The following is a 15,178-nucleotide window of genomic DNA, read 5'->3' as shown; positions in this document are numbered from 1 at the left end:
GGCGGCAGCTTCCGGGGCAATGCAGGATCACTCGCTCGCCGTGCTGGTTGCCGCCATCAGGAAGCGCATCGGCGGTATTTGCTGCCGCGCAGCAATCCCGGTGCGGCGGAACAGCGCGTCGAGCTTATCCGTGGCGACGCCGCAGACGATCGGGATCAGATTCGACTGGCTTGCGAAGGCGTAGGCCGCGGCTGATGCCAGGCCGCGCTCGGCTTTCACGTCAAGAAAGTTGCGCAGCCGGTATTTGTCGCGGACATGGCGCTCATGGCGCCGCAACGCGGCCTTCGAGCGCTCCGGAAGGCTGTCGATCTGGAGCAGCGCCAGATCGGCATCGGCAAGGCGCTTCAAATCCTGCGTCCTGTGGCGGCCGCTGAGCGAATCGGCGCGCACGATCGCGCCATAGCCGCATGACTTGATGACCTTGAACCGAGCGCCGCAGGCGACAGCGCGCGCGTAAAGCTCGTAGTCCTCGCCAAGCCTGAGGTTCTCGTCATAGCTCAGTCCATGTCGCTCCAGGAAAGCCCGGCTGATCACCGGCTTGAGGAAGCCGAGCTCGCCACGCCGCACACGGCGGCGCGAGATGTTGCCCTCGATGAAGCGCTCGAAATCGAGAAATTCCGGCTCGGCAGCGAAAGGCGGCGCTGCGACCTTGGCGGGGTCGGTCGCGGCATCGTCACGGATCAGCATGATGTTGTCGGCGGCGAAATCCCAGTCGGTGCTGGCGAAAAGCCGGCGAAAACGGCCTTCGAGGAAGAAATCGTCGGCATCGAGAATGCTGATGAAGGGCGATTTGGAGGCCTGGATGGCGGCGTTGCGCGCGGCGGAAGGACCCCGATTGACGTCGAAGCGGATGACGGCAAGCCGGCCGCTGCCGTCGTCGGCGGCCAAAGCCACGTCCCGGGTGTCGTCGGTGGAGGCGTCGTCGACCACGATGACTTCGGCGACTTCCGTTTCGCGCAGCGCCGAAGCGATGGCGCCGGGAATGGTGCGCGCCGCATTGCGCGCGGCGATGATGACGCAGACCCCCAAGGTCGTCACGGGGGTCGTGATGGGCGTCGTCACGGGCATGGACTTACCTTTCGCTTGCATGATTGGCCGCCCCGCCCACGATTTTGATCATTTCGCTCGGCGGCGACTGGACCGTGGCCGGGCGCTCGAAGATGCGCCTGCTGAGGTCGGCGGAGGCCGCCCAGCCGGCTTCAGCAAGGTAACGGACCGGCTCGCGGCCGCAGAGCTCCCAAAGCACATGGCGGCGCTGCGGCCAGCGGAGCGACGCGAGCCACGGCGCCATGACCATGTGGAAGAGATCGGCATTGCCGATGCGGGCCAGAATGCGGGTGGCGCGCTCCGAAAGCAGGGTACCTGTGGCGCCAAGCAGCACGTCGGCCGCGCGCAGGCCGAGGAGCAGCGTATCCGCCAGGCCCTGTCCGGCGGCGTGATCGAGCACCCTCTGCTGCTCGGCGTCGTTCAGGCGGCTGGCGCTGGCCCTGACGTCGCAGACATAGCCGGCGCAGGGCTCGCGGTTGAAAAAGGCCTTGGCGACGCTGATCGAGGACAAAAGCAGCGTGTCGGCCGCCGAGATCACCGGCATGACGGCTCCGGCCACCTCGACTTCGCGTTTGCGGCGCAGGAAGCCGTCGACGTCGCGCGGGCTCGGCGATCCCGGCTGCTGCAGCCGGTGATGGAGGTCGACCGTCGAAGTCCTCGCGCCATCTTCGCGAACCATGTGCTGCTCGCCAAGGAAGCGAACCCACCAGACGGAGCGGGATTTCCCGGCGACCTCGTAGCCTATCGCCCGCAACGCCTCGCGCGCTTGGCCAAAGCGCGCCGGCGAAACCAGTATGTCGACATCGCCGGAAGGCTTCATGAAATGGTCGCCATAGAGCAGATGCTGCTGGAGCGGCCCCTTGAGGAAGACGAAATCGACCTGCCTCTCGCGCAGCGCGCGATCGATGGCTATCGAGTCGCCGATGCAGGCGGCGTTCATCGACATCGTGCGCCGACGATAGCCATCGAGCCATCCAGGCAATTCCGCGGGCGCGGCACCTGCGGGAGCATGCTTGAGCGCCCTGAGCAGGATCACGGCGACCTTGTTCAGCCTGGCGATGTCGGCGACCTTTGTCGCTGAGATTGGGGTCGCTGAGATTGGGGAGACCGTGATTGGAGTCGCGGCCGAGACCGTCGGCGCTGGGACATCGGCTCGGCCGTCCGTAATGTTGGCTCGCGGCGCGAAAAACAGCCTCAGGCAGGCCTGCACATAGGCGACTTCGTCGGCGCAACCGGCTGCGCGCAGCCTTTCATAGGAGCCATCCTGCACCGCCATGGCCGATGTCGTTCTCCGCAAAATACCGCCCGGGCGGTTTATACCGCAACTGCGAAGAAAAGCACCGGGAAAATTAACGCGATTGCCCCTCAGCCTGGCTGGAGCCGTTTCATCGCTGCAACCCAAGCGTTAACATGGTCAAACGTTTGATCACTTTTAAAGACAACGCAGGGACATCCGGTCGTGGCCGAAATTCGGCATTTTTTGCAGCAACTTCTTCGCATCTGTGAAACAGATTTTCGCGTCGCGAAAATTACCACAAATAAATCAGGTGCTTATCTAAACGGCGAAGACCTGCGGTTGAATCCTGGGGCAGTCGAGGTTTACGATAATGGCGTCCAGGGCTTGATCATTAACGAAGGCGAGCGCAACCGAGAATTGATTAATGCTCGGTAAATCAGGCTTGACTCATAGATGTTGCCGTGCAGCAATCGCATTGCAGCATAGCCATATGCTGGCGGCATTCTGCAGCCGCTTCCAGTCCTTAATTGGAGAGTAGAATGGAACAGAATGTTGAAAAGCATGAGTACGAGACCCCCAGCCTGACGATTCACGGTTCGATTGAATCCATCACGCAGGGCGGTGCTGGCACGACGGCGCTTGACGCGAGCTTTCCCGCGCACACGCCGGTCGGCGAGCTGACTTTCTCTTAAAGCTTACAGGCATCCGGGTGTCTAGGTTGGGGCTCCGGATCTCCATCAGGTGAGCCGGGGGGCTTTGTCCCCCGGCTTGCTGCCGAGGATCGCCGGCAACCGATCCACGGCGAAAAGGCCCAAGGGCGCGGTGGCCAGCAACGAGGTTTTAGGATGGACTGGGACCCCTCGGACCATGACCGCGTGGTCGCGACCGGCGAGGCGGTCGCATGTGAATTCGGCGCCGGGCTGGCGCTGCTTCACCTCAAATCCAACGTCTATTACAGCCTGAACGGCGTCGGCGCGTTCATCTGGGAGCAGATCCAGGAGCCGCGATCGATCCTCGATATCCGCAGCGCCGTGCTCGCGCGCTACAATGTCGATGCCGAGCGCTGCAAGGCCGATGTCGAGGGCTTGCTCAAGGGGCTCACTGAAGCAGGGCTTGCGAGGCTCCACCGTGAGGAACTGGTCTAGGCTCCGCTCGCTGAGCGGCCGCGAGATACTGTTTCTGGCGCGCTGCCTGATGGTGGTGGGCGCGGTGCGGTTCGCGCTGACGCTGTCCTCCTACAATCGCGTCCGTGGTATGGTCACACGGCTGGATGCCAGGCGTGACGCCGGCATCGGCGACCTGCGGCGGGTTGCCTGGGGCGTTGCCGCCGCGGCGCGGCTCGTGCCGGGCGCCACTTGCCTCACCCAGGCGCTGGCCGGGCAATATCTGCTCGCTCGCCAGGGCAATGCATCGAAGATCAGCATCGGCATCGAAAAAGGAACGGGCAGCGAGCTCAAGGCGCATGCCTGGCTGATGAGCGGCAACCACATCGTGCTCGGCGGCTCGATCAATGGATTTGCCCATCTGGTCGATCATGGATCGTGAGCGATGAGCGGCGTGGCCGGAATCGTGCATGGCGACAATGGCCGGCCCGCCGGGGCCGGCGATGTCCAGGAGATGCTTTCGCGCATGCGCCACCGCGCCCGCGACGGCAGTTCCTGGTGGACGGAGGGCAGCGTGGCGCTCGGCCACGCCTGGCTCGACACGACCGGTGAGGACGGCCCCGGTCCGCTGACGATGGCCGGCGGCAAGCTCGCCATCACCGCCGACTGCCGGCTGGACAATCGCGACGAGCTTCTGGCGCGGCTCGGCCTGCGCGATCGGGCGATGGCCGACGCGATGCTCATCATGCGCGCCTACCTCAAATGGGGCGAGGCCTGCCCGACCTATCTGCAGGGCGATTTCGCCTTCGCGATATGGGATGGCGAGAGGCAGGCGCTGTTTTGCGCGCGCGACCATTTCGGCGTCAAACCTTTCTACTATCATTCGACCGGCAGGCGTTTTGCGTTCGCCTCGGAGATCGGGCCGATCCTGGCGCTGGACGGCGTCGGCAGACGGCTCAGCGAACACCAGATCTCCGGTTTCCTCGCCGGCCTGCCGGACGATCCGCAGGCTACGCCCTATGCAGAAATCTTCCGCCTGCCGGCACGGCACAGCATGATGGTCGCGGACCGTCAGGTAATGCTGCGGCGCTACTGGCAGATCGAGCCGTCGCAGCGGCCGCCGCGGTTGGACGCGGCCGAGGAATTCCGGCATCTCTTCGCGCAATCGGTGGAGAACCGCATGCGTGGCACGCCGGCCGTGGGCGCCATGCTGAGCGGCGGGCTCGATTCCTCCTCGATCGCCTGTCTCGCGGGCCTCAGGGCGGCGGCGAAGCGCAACCCGAAGCTCAAGACCTTCTCGCTGGTGTTCGATAAGGGCTCGTCCATGGACGAGAAGCCGTTCATCGATGCGGTCGTCGCCGACAATCCGCTCGACGCCACGCTGATCGCGGTCGGCAACTACGCGCCTTTCGCCGAATTCGAGCGCATGCTGGAGGAGCAGGAAGGCACGTTCCTGGCGCCTGGCCTGTCACTGACGCGCGACCTTTACCGCACCGCCGGCGTCAACGGCGTCAAAGTGCTTCTCGACGGGCATGGCGGCGACGAGGTCGTCTCGCAGGGCCATGGGCACCTTCACGAACTCGCCAATGCCGGCAGGTGGCTGGAGCTGTGGTGCGAATTGCGCAGCGCCGCCAACACCTATGGCGAGGGGATGCTCTCGCTCTACTTCAAGTTCCTGACCATCTACGGGCCGGCGTGGCGGATCGCCAGGATGAGATCGATGGCCAGACGTTTTGTCGGCAAGGTGCGGGGCAGGCCGGCGCCAGCGGCACGCGCCGCCTGGGCGGGCCTGGTCAACCCGGAGCTTGCCAGGCGCACCGATCTTGCCGAGCGTTTCCACCGCAGCGGCTACATGCCAGCAGCCGTTACGGCCAGCGAAGCGCTGACGCATCGCTGGCTTTTGTCCAACGGGCTGGTGCCGCACGCCTTTGAGGTGCTCGACAAGGCCGCCGCCAATTTCGGCGTCGAGCCCCGCTATCCGTTCTGGGACAAGCCGCTCGTCGAATTCTGCCTGGCGCTGCCCGGCGAGGAAAAGCTCAGGGACGGCTTCGGTCGCCATGTGCTGCGCCGGGCCATGCAAGGCGTCCTGCCGCCGGCGGTGCAGTGGCGGCGCGACAAGATCGATTTCACCGCCAATCTGGTCAAGGGCATGCTCGGCAACCATCGCGAGCTTCTGGACAGGCTGCTGATTTCGGACAGCGAGCGGATCGCGCCCTATGTCAACCTGCCCGAAGTGAACGCGGTCTATGAGCGCCTGCTCAGCCAGCCCGACCAGGCGACGCTGCCGGACGTCCAGCATGTCTGGCGCTCGGTTTCGCTGTCGCTGTGGCTGCGGCAAGTCCAAGGAAGCCCGGCATGAACCTTCCGATCGCTTCCCTTGCGCGGCCCGAAACCGCCACCGAGACGCCGGCGCCGGGCGAACGGATCCGTCATTTCTACAAGGCCTACGGGCTGATCGTGCGCTCGGAAGTGAGCTTGCCGGAACTGGACCCGACGGGGCCGGCGACGCCGGACCTGGAGATCGCAGTCGGGCCGGTCGATTTTCCGGACGGCGTATCGGCGGGCGCCACGGCGTTCCGGTTCGAGCCGGCGCGCCAATATCTTTCCTGGCAGGCGGTAGGCACCTTCATGATCAGCGGCGGCATGCGAATCGACGTCGATCCGGCGCCGGGGATCGACGATCCGCTGCTTGCCTTTCCGCTGCTCGGGCCGGTGATGGCGCTCGCTCTTCACCAGCGCGGGCTGCTCGTGCTGCATGCCAGCGCCATTGCCGTCGGCGGCAAGAGCGTGATCTTCATGGGCGACAAGGGCGCCGGCAAGTCGACGACGGCTGGCGCGATGATCCGCGCCGGCCATCGGCTGCTCACCGACGACGTCCTGGCGCTGGATCTGTCCGACCCGGGCCGGCCGATGATCCTGCCCGGATTTCCGCAGCTCAAGCTCGCCGCGGACGCCGCGGGCGCCATTCGCCTCGAGCAGGCAGAGGTGCGTCCGCAGGTGCATCCGCAAATCGACAAGGCGCAGCACCGGCTGCGTGAGGGATTTGCCGGTGAAGCAGTGCCGGTATCGCGCATCTATGTGCTCGAGCGCGGCGGGCGGGCGGCGATTTCGCCGCTGGCCGGGGCCGCCGCGCTGCCGGCGATCATCAAATTCTCCTATGTCACGCGGTTCGGCCGGCAGGCGCTGCCGGGTGATTCCGCCTCGGTCCATCTCGGCCAATGCGCACAGGTCGCCGGACGGGTGGGCGTCAGCCGCCTCGAAGTGCCGGCCGGACTTGCCCGGATAGACGAGGCGGTCGCCGCGATCGAAACCGACCTGGCGGCCGGGACAAGGTGAGCCAAGGCATGGGCTGGTCCTCCAAGCTTCGCGTGTCGTTTTTCCGGGATGTCGCCGGCTTCGGCGCCATGATGGCGCATGTCGGCGGGCGACGCACGGCGACGGCGCTTGCCTTCCTGATCCTGGGGAGCCTCACCGAAGGCATCTCGATCCTGCTTCTCGTTCCGCTGCTGCGCCTGATCGGCAAGGCCGAGCAGGATTATGCGGTCGGGGTGCCGGAGGCTTTGCGTTGGCTGGTGCCCGGCGGAACGCTGTCGCTTGCCACCGTGCTCTCGCTGCTCGTCGCGCTGGTGGCGCTGCAAGCGATTTTCAACCGCTTCAAGTCCGTCTACATGGCGCGGCTGCTCTACGACTTCGTCAACCGCGTGCGCATGAACCTGTTCGAGAGCGTCGGCAAGGCGCGATGGGGCGTCTTCACCCGCATCCGCAGCTCCGATCTCGACCATGCGCTGAACGGCGATGTCGACCGGGTGCAGGTCGCCGCCTTCTCGCTGCTCATGCTTACCCAGGCGACGCTGCTTCTCACCGGCTATCTCGTGGTCTCGCTCTTCATCTCGCCGGTGATGACATGTTTCGCCATTTTCATCGGCCTGGTGCTGCTGATCGCCCTGCGACCGTTCAGGGCGCGCGCCAGTGCCTATGGCCGCGCGCTGACCGGCAATCGCCAGGACCAGTACCGCACGGTCTCGGAGTTTCTCGGCGGCATCAAGGTGGCCAAGAGCCTGAATGTCGAGGCGGGCTATTTCGCCGAGCTCGGCGCGACGTTGGACAGGATGAAGGCCGACAACATCGCCTTCGTCCGCAACTCCTCGCTCGGCACCGCGCTGTTCCAGGTTACCAGCGTGATCGGGCTCAGCCTCTTCATCTACATAGCGCTGGTCGGCTTCCATTTGTCGCTTGCCGAGATCGTCGTGCTGCTCCTGGTCTTCATGCGCGTGGCGCCGCGCTTCATGGACATGCAGCTTCAGACGCAGCAGGTGCTGATCAACCTGCCGGCCTATGCTTCGATGCGAAGCCTCCAGGCCCGTTTCGATGCCGAGCGGGAGCCGGAAGAGAACGCGGGCGAGCAGGGCGCGAAACTCACGCTCGATACGGGCCTCAACATCCGCGATGTTTCTTTCGTCTATGGCGAAGGCGACGGGAAACCGGTCGTCAGCGATATCAGCTTCGGCCTGCCGGCCGGCAAGGTGACGGCGCTGATCGGCCCTTCCGGCTCCGGCAAGAGCACGATCGCCGACATGCTGCTCGGCCTGCTCGAACCAACCAGCGGCCGGATCCTGGCCGACGGCGTGGAGATCACCGCCCAGAACCGCAGGGCCTGGCGCGATCAGGTCGCCTATGTGCCGCAGGACGTGTTCCTGCTGCACGACACGATCGCCGCCAATCTGCGCCTTGCCGCGCCTGAGGCGAGCGACGACGAGCTCTGGGCAGCACTGCGCAACGCCCATGCGGCCGATTTTGTCGAGCGGCTGGCATTGCGGCTCGAGACGGTGGTGGGCGACCGCGGTGTGCGGCTCTCCGGCGGCGAGCGGCAGCGCATCGCCCTGGCGCGGGCGCTGCTGCGCAAGCCCTCGCTGCTTATCCTCGACGAGGCGACGAGCGCGCTCGACTGGCAGAACCAGTCGCTGATCGCGCAATCGATCGAGGCGCTGCGCGGCCAAATGACGATTCTGACCATCGCGCACCGGCCGTCGATGATCGCCTTCGCCGACTGGGTCGTGGCCATCGAGAACGGGCGGATCGTCGAGGTCGGACAATATCGGCGGCTGAAAGCAAAAGCCGGCAGCCGTCTTGCGAGGATGCTGTCAGGCGAGCAGGCCGAGCGTGAAACCACGCCCGCGGTCGAGGCCGGACTGGTCCCGGCGTCGGTCGAGCGATCAACGGAGGCTGCGCCTGGCGCTTAGCTTTTCGCTTTCGGCGACCTTGTCGAGGATCGTGCCGCGGTCGGCTTCACGGACCTTGCCTGCCGATGTCGGTGTGGCCCGGCCGATCATGGCGAAGACCAGAAGGAAATAGCCTGCCTGGATGATCACGGCGCAGACGATAGCACGCAAGAGGATGGTGCCCGCCGGTGCATCATCGAGATAGGACCAGCCGATGATGATCGCGAGCGCGAACATCATGCCGATGATGAATTTTGGCAGAGACATGTTCGCCGGCCTTCAACCGAGACGAGCATGCAGACGCTGCGACTTACCCACCCGCGTAACTCCCCGTTGCGCCAAAGAACTCTTTCTGGCTGCCCAATCCGGCCGGTTGCTTCCGGCCTTCCTTACCCATGCCGACAATGACAGGAACAATTTGCGACTCTATTAAGGCAGGCCGATTGGAGCAAGGCCCCACAGGTATGGTTTCCAAGGATTTTACGAGATCGACTCTGCCATGGTGCGTCGCACACTATGGCCCCGACAGCTATTTCAATGGCCCGTCTTTCGCTTCAGTAAAACCAGCCACTTTAATTAGTATTTTATCCGAATAACTTACCTTGGCGAGTGTTTTCGACGGCGTGCAACCGTGTTTCTGCTGCAGCAAAGAATGAACTGTCCAAAAATGGCCCAAAAGGCGGACTACATTTTCCTGGCTTTCTGCCACCTTGTCATAAACGTGCCACAAAGGTGAAAATTTGGGCAGGTCAGGTTTATTATTTAGTCAATTCATGACGTGAACGTTTCACCGCTACGGGAAATTGTGTGTTGCGCTGCAGCATTTTTTTGATATCTTGCCGTAAACCATCCGTTCAACGTATGGAGCTTCTGCATGAGGGACGTCGCCAAGTCGGCTAATGCGGGTTTTGCGCAGGTCGGCGTTGATTTTCCACCCCCCATCGGCGGTCTAATCAAACGCAGCTTCGACATCGTCGGTTCCCTGGCAGGGCTGGTTCTGCTCAGCCCGCTTTTCCTGATGGTGGCCCTGCTGGTCAAGCTTTCGGACAACGGTCCGATCTTTTATGGCCATAAGCGGATCGGCCGCGGCGGCAGGATTTTCTCCTGCCTCAAATTCCGCACCATGGTTCCGGACGGCGAGCGCGTGCTCGCCGCCTATCTGGCGGCCAATCCGGAAGCCAACGCCGAGTGGATCGCGACGCGCAAGCTGAAGAACGATCCGCGCGTCACCCGCGTCGGCGCGGTGCTTCGCAAGCTCAGCCTCGACGAGCTGCCGCAAATCCTCAACATCCTGCAGGGCGACATGAGCCTTGTCGGTCCGCGCCCGGTCGTGCGCGACGAATTGGAAATCTACGGCAGCGCCGCGGTCTATTACCTGAAGTCGCGCCCGGGTCTCACCGGGCTGTGGCAGGTGAGCGGCCGCAACGACGTATCCTACGACACGCGCGTCGCCTTCGATCGTCACTATGTCGAGAACTGGTCGTTGTTCGAAGACATTCGCATCATCTTCAAGACGGTTCCTGCCGTGTGGATGTCGCGCGGCAGCTATTGACCGACAGGCCTGCCCCGCCGAACTCGGGGCAGGCATCCGAAAATGATCTCAATCGGGCGGATGGGGCCAAAGCGAATCGGAAACGTTCATTTGACAAAAAACCTCTTCGGACTGTCTCTCGCCTGCAGTCTCACATCCCGGACACCAGCCCGCGTCGCGGGCTTCTTGCTTGCGGCGTCGCTGGCCATGCCGCAATTGGCTGCCGCCGGCGATTATCAGCTTGGTCCTCTGGACAAGCTCAACATCCGCGTCGCCGAATGGCAGACGGTCGACGGCACGTTCCGCGACTGGTCGGCCATCAACGGCGAGTATTCGATCGGCCCGGGCGGGACGCTCTCGGTGCCGTTCGTCGGCGACATGCAGGCCGCCGGCAAGACGACGGCGGAAGTCGCTTCGGCGATCGGGCTCGCGCTGCAGCGTAAGCTGGCGCTTCCCGACAAGCCGGAAGCCTCCGTCGAGATGGCGCAGTTCCGGCCGTTCTACATTTCGGGCGAGGTTCAGAACCCCGGCCAGTTTCCCTTCGTGCCCGATCTGACCGTGCTCAAAGCAATCAGCATTGCCGGCGGCATAAGGCGCAATGCCGACTACGGTCCCCAACTCGGCAAGGATCTGGTCACCGCTAAAGGCAGCTATGACATCTATGACGACCAGCGTATCCGCCTGCTCGTCAAGCGGGCCAGGATCGATGCCGACCTTGCCGGGAAGACGAGTTTCGAGGTGCCGAAGGAGATCGAGGGCGATCCGAGACTGCCGCCCATCGTCGCCGACGAAATGGCGATCCTGGTCTCGGACCAGAAATCGCTGAAGCTGAAGCTCGATGCGCTCGACGATTTGAAGGGCGTGCTTCAGGCGGAAATCGAATCGCTGCAGAAGAAGATCACCAACCAGCAGAAGCAGGTCGACCTGGCCGAGAAGCAGGCCGAGAGCATCGGCCCGCTGGCGCAGAAAGGTCTGGTCGCCAATGCGCGGCTGCTCTCCTCGCAACAGTCGGTCACCGACCTGCAGGGCAAGATCCTCGATTATGAGACAGCCATCCTCACCGCCAAGCAGTCGATCAGCAAGGCCGAGCAGGACGCCATCGACGCGCGGAACTCGCTCAACTCCACCCTTACCGCCAACCGTCAGCAGGCCGAGGCCGACCTGAACGAGGCGACGTTGAAGGCCGGCATGCAGAAGGGCCTGATCGCGCAGGCGTCGGACCCCGCGACGGCGGCCAGCATGACCGGCGACCAGGAGCCTGCCCTGCTCTATTCGCTCGTGCGTGTGGCCAACGGCAAGACAAGCGAAGTCGAGGCCAAGGAAGACACACCTGTCCTGCCGGGCGATGTGATCAAGGTCAAGCTGGCACCGACGGCCAGCCAGTAGCGCCGCCACCCGGGCTTGCTCAACGCAAACTTGGGAACGGAGGCGGGAGGGACAAGCCAGGCTCGTTCGCGTCGAGCCGGATGATTTCAGGTCGATTACCTGAAATCATCCGGCTCTAACTCAAAGAGATAGAGCATGATGTCATCCGAAAACCCGCTTCACACTTTTCGACATCATGCTCCAGGCGCGGCCGGGCTATCTGTTTGGACCGCTTGAAGGCACAACATGCAGCCCGCAGCCCCGCGTCATGTGTATCTCAATCTCGACGCCATCCGCGGTGTGGCGGCGATCAGCGTCATGCTCTACCACTTCTCGCCGTTCCTGGCCGACGGCAAGGTGCTGCCGTCGAGCTATCTTGCGGTCGATCTGTTCTTCCTGCTCAGCGGCTTCGTCATCGCGCATGCCTATGACCGCAAGATCGAGAACGGCATGGGCTTCGGCTCCTTCGTGGCGATCCGCTTGATCCGGCTCTATCCGCTCTACCTCGCCGGCACGCTGCTCGGCTTCTTCTACCTTCTGGTCAAGAACAGGCTGATGCCGGCCGAATACATGCCGTTGTCCGAGATCGGCATGCAGCTGACGACCGGTATGCTCTTCGTCCCGCTGGTCAGCGATGCCTATCACACGATCTTTCCGCTCAATCCGGCCTCGTGGTCGCTATTTTTCGAGCTCATCGTCAACTTCGCCTATGTCGCGGTCTTCGTGCTTTTGTCGCGGCGCGTGCTGACGGGGATCGTCGCTGTCAGCCTCGTGCTGCTCGCTGTCGCCTCTATCCTCGCCGGCACGCTGGATTTCGGCATGACCGGTAAGACAATCCTCAGCGGACTGCCGCGCGTGACATTCTCGTTCTTCCTCGGCGTGCTGCTCTGCCGGTCGATGGCACGCTGGCAGGGCAGCCTCGGCTTCCTGCGGCGCGGGCTCTGGGTCGAGGGCGCGATCCTGCTCACCCTTGCCATCTTCGCCATCGCACCTGGCGGCGGCGCGCGCGTTGCCTACGACCTCGCCGCGATCGTCGTCGTCTTCCCGATCATGGTGATGACCGGCGCGGTGGCGCCGACCGCGCCGCTTCTGTCCGGCTTCTATGGCTGGCTCGGGCGGATTTCCTATCCGATCTACATCATCCACACGCCGATGCTGATGATCATCGCTGGAGCCGGCAAGGCCTTCTCGATCGATCCGTTCGCGCATCATCCCTGGTTCGGCATCGTGATGGCGGTCTCGGTCGTCGTCATCGCCGACATCGCCACGCGCGTCTATGACGAGCCGGTGCGGCGCTTCCTGCAGCGGCAGATGCAGCGCGCGCGAGCCGTGGCTTAGTCCGGCGCAGACTGAAAAAGGGCTCAACGGACAAAATCCGGCATGAAGATTCCCAAATCCATTCTTATCGATCCCGACCGCAACGAGACCTACGGCGCCTTCGCCGTCGCGATCTCCATGGTCGCTTTCGCCTACTCGCCCAATTTCGGCCAGATCCTGATCCTGGCCTACTACGCCGTCTGGCTGCCGCTGCTCCTCGTCGATTACCGGCGCTTCACCTGGAAACTGTCCGGCGCCTGGCTGCCCATACTGCTTGCGACCTATGTGTTGTTCTCGGTGTTCTGGTCCCAGGCGGCGGGCATCAGCGCGCGGGCGGCCGTGCAATATGCCTCGCATATCGTCTGCGCCTATGTCGCGGCGCGAACCATCAGCGTGCGCACGCTGGTGGTGGGCTCGCTGATCGGCATCTTCGTCGTTCTGCTCTATTCCCTGAAAGTCGGCGCCTACGCGCTCGACACGATCGACGGCACGGTCAATTTCGTCGGCGCCTTCGGCTCCAAGAACCAGATCGGCTTCTTCTCCTCGCTCGGCATCTTCTTCTGCCTTGCCTTCCTGGTCTTTTACCGGCGCAACTGGCTGGGCTTCCTCTGGACCGCGCCGATCATGCTTCTGTCGGTCTACATGCTGGCCATCGCCCATTCGGCGACGTCGGTGGCCTCGCTGCCGGCGGTGATCGGCATCGTGATGCTGCTCACCATGACCAAGGTGCTGTCGCTGCGCTATCGCCGCGTGCTGTTCATCGTCGGCGCCGGCGCGCTGGTGACGGGCGTGGTTGCGGCGCTCAATCTCGGCCTGCTGGATGTCGTGCTCGGCATCTTCGGCAAGGATTCGACGCTTACCGGCCGCACCTATCTCTGGGAGCAGGGCTGGGAGGCGGCGCAGCAGCATCCGCTGCTCGGCTATGGCTATGCCGCCTATTGGGTGCAGGGCTTTGCCGATCCGGAACGGCTGTGGGCTGAATTCTACATCTCGACCCGCTCCGGCTTTCACTTCCACAACACCTATGTCGAGACGCTGGTCGAGATCGGCTTCATCGGCGTGACGTTGCTGGCGCTGGTCATCCTGCGCTCTTTCTACGGGCACGTGTCGAAAGTGGTGTTCGGCGAATGGAACGCCGATTCGGTGGTGCTCGCCGGCGCGATCGGACTGATGCTGATCCGCTCCTTCTTCGAGGTCGAGATGCTCGGCCCCTACTTCATGGCGTCCTTCATCGTCTATTACGGCCTGTTCACGCTGACCCCGCTGCCGGCTTTCCGGCGCCGCAGGATGGCCGTTCCAGCCGAGGACGAAAGACATGCCAATGGCCGCATGCCGGCGCCGGTCTGATCAGAGCGAGGCAGCAGCCGGGGAGCGCGCGACCGCTGCCTGGATGAGCCGGTCGGCCAGGATCGCCAGGAAGGCAATCGACAGGCCGGCGATCAGGCCCATGCCGGCATCGGCCTTGCCGAGCGCGACATAGACCGCCTGGCCAAGATCGCGGGTGCCGACAAGGGCGGCGATGGCCAGCATCGACAGCGCCGCCATGATGGTCTGGTTGAGACCGAGCATGACGACCGGCAAAGCCAGCGGCAGCTTGGCCTGCAGCAAGGTCTGCATCGGCGCCGCCGGCACGGAGAGGCATGTCGACTGCCTGATCGATTTGATCGGCGCCGACATCGGGCATGACCTGGTGACGGTGACGCGTTATTCAGCGACCAGAACGCCGGAATTCGTCAAGCACCGGCGCTTCTCCGACGAGATGGTGCGGCGCTATCTCGACAATTACTACGTCTTCGACCCCTTCTATGCCTCGTGGCGCAGCCAGCGCCGGCTCGGCATCATGCCGCTGAAAGGTCTGGCCGACGAGGAGGCCAAGCGCGGCCAGTACATAGCCGGCTTCCTGGCGCAGTCGGAAATCTGCGACGAGGTCGGCATCATGCTGGCGGATGGCGGCGACTGGTGCCTCGGCATCTTCCTCGACCGCTCGACCGTGTCGTTCAAGGACAGCGAGATCGCGCTGCTGACCGAGCGGCTGCCGGTATTCGAGGCGCTGCATGCGCTGGACATCAAGGCACGCGGCTCAGACTTTTTGCGCACCTCGACGCCGAGCGGCCCCGGCGCCTCGCCGCAACAAAAGCCCAGAATTCCGGAAAGCCTGTGGCCGGAGCTTTCATCGCGCGAGCGCGAGCTGGTGGAGCTGATCCTCGCCGGCCATCCGACCGCCAATATCGCCGAGCGGCTCGGTATCACCGTCGGCACGGTGAAGAACCACCGCCGCCGCATCTATGAAAAGCTCGACATCACCACCGAGCGCGAATTGTTCCTGCAGTTCTTCCAGCACCGGATGGAGAACTAGCAG

15 protein-coding genes and 1 pseudogene are annotated in these 15,178 nt (G+C 63.8%); 12 read left to right on the top strand and 4 right to left on the bottom strand.

Annotated features, from left to right (window positions below; translation table 11 throughout):
* Nucleotides 1–27: 27 nt before the first annotated feature.
* Entirely contained in the window at nucleotides 28–1,089 is a 1,062-nt protein-coding gene (locus P9273_RS00880; RefSeq protein ID WP_442920176.1) for a glycosyltransferase family 2 protein, read from the bottom strand.
* Nucleotides 1,073–2,323 carry a nucleotidyltransferase family protein gene (locus P9273_RS00875; RefSeq protein WP_278047214.1) on the bottom strand — a complete coding sequence of 417 codons (1,251 nt, stop codon included), beginning with the start codon at nucleotides 2,321–2,323 and terminating at the stop codon, nucleotides 1,073–1,075. Before P9273_RS00875 ends, P9273_RS00880 begins: the two co-directional genes overlap by 17 nt.
* A 183-nt stretch (nucleotides 2,324–2,506) precedes the next feature.
* On the opposite strand from P9273_RS00875, the gene P9273_RS00870 reads away from it, so the two are divergent.
* The 7 genes from P9273_RS00870 to P9273_RS00840 all read left to right on the top strand — a co-directional run bounded on the left by P9273_RS00870 (nucleotide 2,507) and on the right by P9273_RS00840 (nucleotide 8,627).
* Entirely contained in the window at nucleotides 2,507–2,719 is a 213-nt protein-coding gene (locus P9273_RS00870) for a hypothetical protein (RefSeq protein WP_278047213.1), read from the top strand.
* Nucleotides 2,720–2,823: 104 nt separating this feature from the next.
* On the top strand, nucleotides 2,824–2,976 hold the full coding sequence (locus P9273_RS00865) for a lasso RiPP family leader peptide-containing protein (RefSeq protein ID WP_278047212.1): 153 nt from the start codon (nucleotides 2,824–2,826) through the stop codon (nucleotides 2,974–2,976).
* A gap of 153 nt (nucleotides 2,977–3,129) precedes the next feature.
* On the top strand, nucleotides 3,130–3,429 hold the full coding sequence (locus P9273_RS00860) for a PqqD family protein (RefSeq protein ID WP_278047211.1): 300 nt from the start codon (nucleotides 3,130–3,132) through the stop codon (nucleotides 3,427–3,429).
* On the top strand, nucleotides 3,413–3,829 hold the full coding sequence (locus P9273_RS00855; RefSeq protein ID WP_278047210.1) for a lasso peptide biosynthesis B2 protein: 417 nt from the start codon (nucleotides 3,413–3,415) through the stop codon (nucleotides 3,827–3,829). Before P9273_RS00860 ends, P9273_RS00855 begins: the two co-directional genes overlap by 17 nt.
* 3 nt (nucleotides 3,830–3,832) lie before the next feature.
* Nucleotides 3,833–5,746 carry a lasso peptide isopeptide bond-forming cyclase gene (locus P9273_RS00850; protein WP_278047209.1) on the top strand — a complete coding sequence of 638 codons (1,914 nt, stop codon included), beginning with the start codon at nucleotides 3,833–3,835 and terminating at the stop codon, nucleotides 5,744–5,746.
* Nucleotides 5,743–6,723, top strand: coding sequence for a serine kinase (locus tag P9273_RS00845; protein WP_278047208.1), 981 nt, complete (start codon nucleotides 5,743–5,745; stop codon nucleotides 6,721–6,723). Before P9273_RS00850 ends, P9273_RS00845 begins: the two co-directional genes overlap by 4 nt.
* Nucleotides 6,724–6,731: 8 nt before the next feature.
* On the top strand, nucleotides 6,732–8,627 hold the full coding sequence (locus tag P9273_RS00840) for an ABC transporter ATP-binding protein (protein WP_278047207.1): 1,896 nt from the start codon (nucleotides 6,732–6,734) through the stop codon (nucleotides 8,625–8,627).
* On the opposite strand, the gene P9273_RS00835 is transcribed toward P9273_RS00840, so the two are convergent.
* Nucleotides 8,601–8,873 (bottom strand): exopolysaccharide production repressor exox, encoded by a 273-nt coding sequence (locus P9273_RS00835; RefSeq protein WP_278047206.1) that lies wholly within the window; start codon nucleotides 8,871–8,873, stop codon nucleotides 8,601–8,603. The two genes, P9273_RS00840 and P9273_RS00835, sit on opposite strands and share 27 nt — an antisense overlap.
* 607 nt (nucleotides 8,874–9,480) lie before the next feature.
* On the opposite strand from P9273_RS00835, the gene P9273_RS00830 reads away from it, so the two are divergent.
* The 4 genes from P9273_RS00830 to P9273_RS00815 all read left to right on the top strand — a co-directional run bounded on the left by P9273_RS00830 (nucleotide 9,481) and on the right by P9273_RS00815 (nucleotide 14,166).
* Nucleotides 9,481–10,158 (top strand): sugar transferase, encoded by a 678-nt coding sequence (locus P9273_RS00830; RefSeq protein ID WP_040993636.1) that lies wholly within the window; start codon nucleotides 9,481–9,483, stop codon nucleotides 10,156–10,158.
* A gap of 186 nt (nucleotides 10,159–10,344) precedes the next feature.
* Complete coding sequence (locus tag P9273_RS00825; protein ID WP_040994414.1) at nucleotides 10,345–11,523, top strand: polysaccharide biosynthesis/export family protein; 1,179 nt, start codon at nucleotides 10,345–10,347, stop codon at nucleotides 11,521–11,523.
* Between the two features lie 225 nt (nucleotides 11,524–11,748).
* Nucleotides 11,749–12,840, top strand: a complete 1,092-nt coding sequence (locus tag P9273_RS00820; protein ID WP_278047205.1) for an acyltransferase family protein — start codon at nucleotides 11,749–11,751, stop codon at nucleotides 12,838–12,840.
* Between the two features lie 42 nt (nucleotides 12,841–12,882).
* The gene (locus P9273_RS00815) at nucleotides 12,883–14,166 is read left to right on the top strand and encodes an O-antigen ligase family protein (protein WP_278047204.1); all 1,284 of its coding nucleotides are present in this window, start codon (nucleotides 12,883–12,885) and stop codon (nucleotides 14,164–14,166) included.
* Here the strand turns inward: P9273_RS00815 and P9273_RS00810 are convergent.
* Nucleotides 14,167–14,415 (bottom strand): annotated as a pseudogene (locus P9273_RS00810) (ABC transporter permease); the annotation flags it as partial.
* On the opposite strand from P9273_RS00810, the gene P9273_RS00805 reads away from it, so the two are divergent.
* On the top strand, nucleotides 14,414–15,175 hold the full coding sequence (locus tag P9273_RS00805) for a helix-turn-helix domain-containing protein (RefSeq protein ID WP_278047203.1): 762 nt from the start codon (nucleotides 14,414–14,416) through the stop codon (nucleotides 15,173–15,175). The pseudogene P9273_RS00810 and the gene P9273_RS00805 sit on opposite strands and share 2 nt — an antisense overlap.
* Nucleotides 15,176–15,178 lie beyond the last annotated feature (3 nt).

The organism is Mesorhizobium sp. WSM4935 (assembly GCF_029625735.1).
Taxonomy (GTDB): Bacteria; Pseudomonadota; Alphaproteobacteria; order Rhizobiales; family Rhizobiaceae; genus Mesorhizobium.
The sequence above is the reverse complement of the archived record's forward strand: the minus strand, read 5'-3'. Positions and strand labels throughout refer to the sequence as shown.

Excerpts from the sequence above, each read along its gene's own strand:
- P9273_RS00835 (WP_278047206.1), bottom strand. The coding sequence starts at position 8,873 with ATGTCTCTGCCAAAATTCATCATCGGCATGATGTTCGCGCTCGCGATC.
- P9273_RS00820 (WP_278047205.1), top strand. The coding sequence starts at position 11,749 with ATGCAGCCCGCAGCCCCGCGTCATGTGTATCTCAATCTCGACGCCATC.
- P9273_RS00880 (WP_442920176.1), bottom strand. The coding sequence starts at position 1,089 with ATGCAAGCGAAAGGTAAGTCCATGCCCGTGACGACGCCCATCACGACC.
- P9273_RS00840 (WP_278047207.1), top strand. The coding sequence starts at position 6,732 with ATGGGCTGGTCCTCCAAGCTTCGCGTGTCGTTTTTCCGGGATGTCGCC.
- P9273_RS00850 (WP_278047209.1), top strand. The coding sequence starts at position 3,833 with ATGAGCGGCGTGGCCGGAATCGTGCATGGCGACAATGGCCGGCCCGCC.
- P9273_RS00865 (WP_278047212.1), top strand. The coding sequence starts at position 2,824 with ATGGAACAGAATGTTGAAAAGCATGAGTACGAGACCCCCAGCCTGACG.
- P9273_RS00815 (WP_278047204.1), top strand. The coding sequence starts at position 12,883 with ATGAAGATTCCCAAATCCATTCTTATCGATCCCGACCGCAACGAGACC.
- P9273_RS00825 (WP_040994414.1), top strand. The coding sequence starts at position 10,345 with ATGCCGCAATTGGCTGCCGCCGGCGATTATCAGCTTGGTCCTCTGGAC.
- P9273_RS00845 (WP_278047208.1), top strand. The coding sequence starts at position 5,743 with ATGAACCTTCCGATCGCTTCCCTTGCGCGGCCCGAAACCGCCACCGAG.
- P9273_RS00830 (WP_040993636.1), top strand. The coding sequence starts at position 9,481 with ATGAGGGACGTCGCCAAGTCGGCTAATGCGGGTTTTGCGCAGGTCGGC.
- P9273_RS00875 (WP_278047214.1), bottom strand. The coding sequence starts at position 2,323 with ATGGCGGTGCAGGATGGCTCCTATGAAAGGCTGCGCGCAGCCGGTTGC.
- P9273_RS00860 (WP_278047211.1), top strand. The coding sequence starts at position 3,130 with ATGGACTGGGACCCCTCGGACCATGACCGCGTGGTCGCGACCGGCGAG.